The sequence below is a fragment of the uncultured Proteiniphilum sp. genome (assembly GCF_937873925.1).
GTDB lineage: Bacteria > Bacteroidota > Bacteroidia > Bacteroidales > Dysgonomonadaceae > Proteiniphilum.
The window spans coordinates 1-5066 of record NZ_CALNAT010000033.1; the positions used below are offsets into that span (position 1 = coordinate 1).

At 43.2% G+C, this 5066-nt stretch carries 3 protein-coding genes; all 3 read left to right on the top strand.

Features of this window, described 5'->3' with window-relative positions; all coding sequences use genetic code 11:
• The coding region (locus Q0502_RS02270; RefSeq protein ID WP_298646625.1) for a hypothetical protein at nt 1–2555 on the top strand (2555 nt) is incomplete at its 5' end.
• Nucleotides 2556–2568: 13 nt separating this feature from the next.
• Nucleotides 2569–3042 (top strand): RHS repeat domain-containing protein, encoded by a 474-nt coding sequence (locus tag Q0502_RS02275; RefSeq protein ID WP_298646628.1) that lies wholly within the window; start codon nt 2569–2571, stop codon nt 3040–3042.
• A gap of 40 nt (nt 3043–3082) precedes the next feature.
• Nucleotides 3083–5066: DUF6443 domain-containing protein (locus Q0502_RS02280; RefSeq protein WP_298646631.1), on the top strand; the 1984-nt coding region annotated here is incomplete at its 3' end.

The following is a 5066-nucleotide window of genomic DNA, read 5'->3' on the forward strand; positions in this document are numbered from 1 at the left end:
TTCTCATAACGGCTTTACTGATAAACAGCCTCATTATCCTTAATGCACAAAACGATCAATCGTTGACCCCTTCAATTCCTTCGTCGCCACAGGCCGAGGCAATTAAAAGGTTTGGTGAGTTCGGAATCAGTTATTTTACAGGTGTCCCGGAGATATCAATTCCTCTCTATGAGATCAATCACCGGGGATACTCCTTACCATTTACTTTAAAATACAATCCTCAACCACTTAAGCCCGGTTACAATTATGATGTTTTTGGCAATGGCTGGGGACTCTCTGTAAACAGCTGTATCTCTAGGATCATAGAATATATTCCCGATGAGCAGAAGAACTTCAAATTGGATACCCATGTATTGGATTATGTGTATAAGAATTATTCCGGTGATCTGATGAGAAATAACTGGGCTCATGATAAGTTTAGCGCCACATTGCCCGATGGCTCATCTTTTGATTTTATAATAACTTATAATCCCTCTACCAATAAAATAGAATATATTGTTTCCAATGGCAGAAGCATTAAGATTTCATGTAATTATAATACCTCTAATATTTATTCCTTTACTGTGATTGATGAAAATGGAGTGAAATATACTTTCGACGGAGCAGATACCCCTTATAATGGAGTGGATGTTTACCTGAGAAGTTTTTTTGTTTCTTGGCATCTTACCCGGATTGATTTGCCGCACGCTCCTTATGATCCGATATTATTTAGTTACCATCACGTTATAGAAAGTAACATAGGGGACTATTTGCGGGAAGGGACATCTACCCTTCGACATGAGAATAATTTACCTGTATATAAAAACACCACAACTGGTTATATACCTTACTATTACAGAATGAAATTACTCTCATCCATCAATTATGGATCAACAAACATTCATTTTGAATTTACCAATACAGCACAAGTTGCATCTCGGAACCAGGTTAGCAAAATAAAAATCACGGATGGGGGAAATATCATCAAGGAGATTTCCTTGATGATGTCACAAGCCGGTTTATATTATCCAGGTTCAAATGATAATAAGATATCACAATTAAACGGATTGCAAATAACTGGCTCACAAAGCAATATTGATCCGGAAATTTTCTCATTCACCTACACGAACAGTTCATTTAACTTTACCGGAACCGACCACTGGGGATTTTTAAATAGTGGTAATGTTGGTTACGATATTGCCTGGCTGAATCTTTTTGTCGAATTCGATCCCGCCGAGCATAACGGCTTGGGAGGAATGGCAGCTACCCAATTGGAAAAAAGTGCTGAAGATTTATCTCCATACTACAAAATCAGACTGACAAAGAACTCCACATCGGACAACCGTCTACCGTCCTCCCCTTCCTCCCATGGTATACTATCAACAATTCATTACCCTACGGGAGGATATACGCGGTTTGAATTTGAAAACCACCGGTGCTTAACCCGTACCGACAGAAATGGAAATTATATCCATGACATAAGTAAAAGGCGTATGATGGAGACCGGAGGTTTCAGGATCAGAAAAATCACCAACTATACGTCGGAGAACTCAGTTGCTGACGCAAAGTGCTTTCGTTACGGAAAGCTTTTGAATGTGAACGAATACTTTCCAGATGGGAATCCATATATTCTTCAACCCTATACGGATACGCATACGGGATTGGGCGTTTCCTTTGTTGATCCGAATATCCTTACTTACATGAGCTTTACCCATCACAATATTCCGACCTCTATACCTTTTATGATAACAGGATTGAGTCCAAGAGGCCTTTATGAATCATTCCTCAATCCTTTTGAAGAACCTCCGACAATATGGAAGAGATGGGAATGTTCTTTCAGTTCGTCCAATTTCAGAAGATTACTGAATGGAAGACCCCCGGTTGTATATCCCGAGGTCACGGTATATCACGGCGACATTGATACCGGATATGGAGTAGATAAGGTTATTGCCGGAAAGACCCTTTATCGATATAATCTCAAATACCGTATCGATCAGGGAACAGATACTGTATATGTTGAGTCACCTGAATACTATGGAAATACATTGTCTTATGTTTCGGAAAAATATTTATACAACTTGCTGGATAGAAAAATCGATTACGTATATACTGAGGGTGGATTTTTGATGAAAAAACTGGAAACCTATAGCTGGAGCCACGCCGGTGACCTTACATATGATTATGTGTACACCAATCCCGATAGAGAATCAATCAACGTAAATTCGACCATTCATTCCTTATTTTCAATGAAAAGGCATTACACAGGTAGAGCATTATTGATAGGCAAAAGTATGATTACTTATGACAATACTCCATGGAATTTTGAGACCTATGAAAGCTATCAGTACAACATGAGAAACCAGATTGTCCGGAAACAGTCGTCGAATAGTCTGGGTAATGAAATCATCACAACCATACAATACCCTGAAAGCAGCGATACATCACCAACAGTGTTGAGCATGGTTGATAAGAACATGATCAATTCCATTTTAAGCGAAGAGAAAAAATGCAGTTATCCCAATTTTATTTACTCATCGGGATATAAAATCGACTATGAGGAGTTTCCCCGCAGGTAACACCTCAATCATTATGCCTTCAAAGCTGTATCAATTAAAAAATAACACAACGGACTTTGTCCTTAGGGAAGAAGTCGTGAAATATGATGCATTTGGTAACCCAATAGAAGTTATCGGTAAAGATAACGTCCATACGGTATTTCTTCGAAGTTATCATTCACGTTATATCGTAGCCATCATCAAGGATGCAACATTTGATCAGGTAAGTACTGCGGTACAGAATCATTTTGGTGTTGCAATCGACGCATTTTCAGCGCAAAGTCAGCCTGACACATTAAAATTGCACAGCTTTGGGAATCAAGCCTCATTGAGTAAAGCACTTGTTACAACCTTTACATATGCTCCATTGGTAGGCATGACAAGCAAGACCGATCCCAATGGTCTTACCACGTATTACGGATATGATCATTCGGGTCGGTTGGAATCTGTTACAGATCACAGCGGCAAAACCGTGGAGATATATGATTACCATTATCTTAACCAATAGTTCATACAGCAATGATACACGAAGCAAAAAAATTAAGATCATGAAAAAAAACATATTATTTATTCTATTGATGGGACTCTCTTATATTTGCTTCCCTCAATCTGCCAATCACAACTATATTCTGTCTCGTACGATGCTTGATGATGCCGGTATTTCTTACCTTGATCAGGTTGACTATTACGATGGGCTTGGACGCCCGGTTCAATCGGTAATAAAGAATACTACTCCTTTGCATAGAGATCTTGTAACGCTGAAGCAATACGATGTCTTTGGTCGTGATTATAAAAATTGGTTGCCGGTATCCATTAGTGCAAATGGAGCTTTTGTGGATACGGTTACCCTTAAAACCAATGCCTCTGCAATGTATGGAGGCGATCTCCGTCCATTCTCCACAACAATCTATGAAGCCTCTCCTCTACAACGTCCAATAAGAGAGTATGGGCCGGGTGAGGCATGGAAAACTTATCCGGTTCGAATCAACTATCAGGCAAATTATACGGAGCTGAAGCATTTATTTTTAATGGGTGATCAGTTGATTTATGATGGCACTGTGTATAATCCCGGTTCACACTATAAAACAGAAAGAATAGATGAAGACGGGAAGAGCTTCACGGAATATAAAGACAAACAGGGCCGTTTATTCATGCAACTTAGCGGAACAGATGTTCGCACCTATTACATATATAACGATCTTGGACAATTAATGTATGTGCTGCCTCCTCCGTTAGATGATTTATTAGAACGTGGAGGTTACACAGAAGCAAGTGACATCATTGCCCAATATGCGTATGTGTATAAATATGATGCGTTAGGCAATTGTATATATAAGAAACCTCCCGGTTGTGATCCCGTTCAAATGAAATACGACAAGTCCGACCGGCTCGTCTTTTCGCAGGATGGCAACCAAAGGGTGAAAAACGAATGGAGCTTTTTCTTTTATGACCTGTTCGGCCGACTCACCGTGAGCGGCATCTGGAAGTCGGCAACCGTGCCCGAGCCGGGCAATTCGGTGGTGAGGAGCAATTACACCGGTACAGGCCCATTGGGCGGATACACCGTCAACCTTACCCTGGCCTCAGTGCAGCTGTTGACGGTCAACTACTACGACAACCATACATTCACCATGGGCGTTTCTCAACTCAATTACATGGCTCCCCCCGCAGGGTACGGCGCAAGATTCAACAATGCCAAGGGATTGTTGACGGGAACCCGCACCTACAGGCTGGACGACCCGACGAAATCCGCCCTCTCGGCATTCTACCATGACCATCGGGGACGCATTGTCCAGACACGCTCCTCCAACCACCTGGGTGGATATGATTATGAATATTTCGCCTATACCTTCACCGGGAAGGTGAAACAGCGACAGAGCGTGCATTCCGCTCCGGGAAAAACCACCCAGACGGAAGTCTATGCGTACGATTACGGCACCCCGGCCACAAACCCCGCCGAGCGGCTCCTGTCGGTCTCTCACAAACTGAATGGTTCGGCTGCCGTCACCTTGGCCCGGTACACCTACGACGAAGCGGGGAGGGTTCTGACAAAGAAAGTGGCTTCGGAAACCTCTACCTACGACTATAACGTGCGCGGCTGGCTGACCGGAATCACCGGTACAAAGTTCAACCAGACGCTGGCATACAATCAGACTGTAAACGACATCACCCCCGCCAAGCCGCTCTATGGCGGCAATATCGGCGCCATGAAGTGGAAGGCGGGTGATGAGACCGTGGAAAGGGGGTACAAGTTCACTTACGACGGATTGAGCCGCCTGACAGCCGCCGCTTACGGCGAAGGAGCATCGCTGACAGCCAACCCGGATCGGTTCAACGAAACGGTCACCGCTTACGATAAGATGGGCAATATCCTCGCCCTGCAACGTGGGGGCAAGCTGAGCGATACCCCCGCTTACGGCATGGTGGACAATCTCACCTACACCTACACGGGCAATCGGCTCACCAGGGTATCGGATGCGGTCACCACCCCCATTACCTATCCGGGTGCATTTCATTTTGTGGACAGGGCGA

Bases quoted from the DNA above. Each gene is read 5' to 3' on its own strand.
- Q0502_RS02275 (WP_298646628.1), top strand. From the start codon at position 2,569: ATGCCTTCAAAGCTGTATCAATTAAAAAATAACACAACGGACTTTGTC.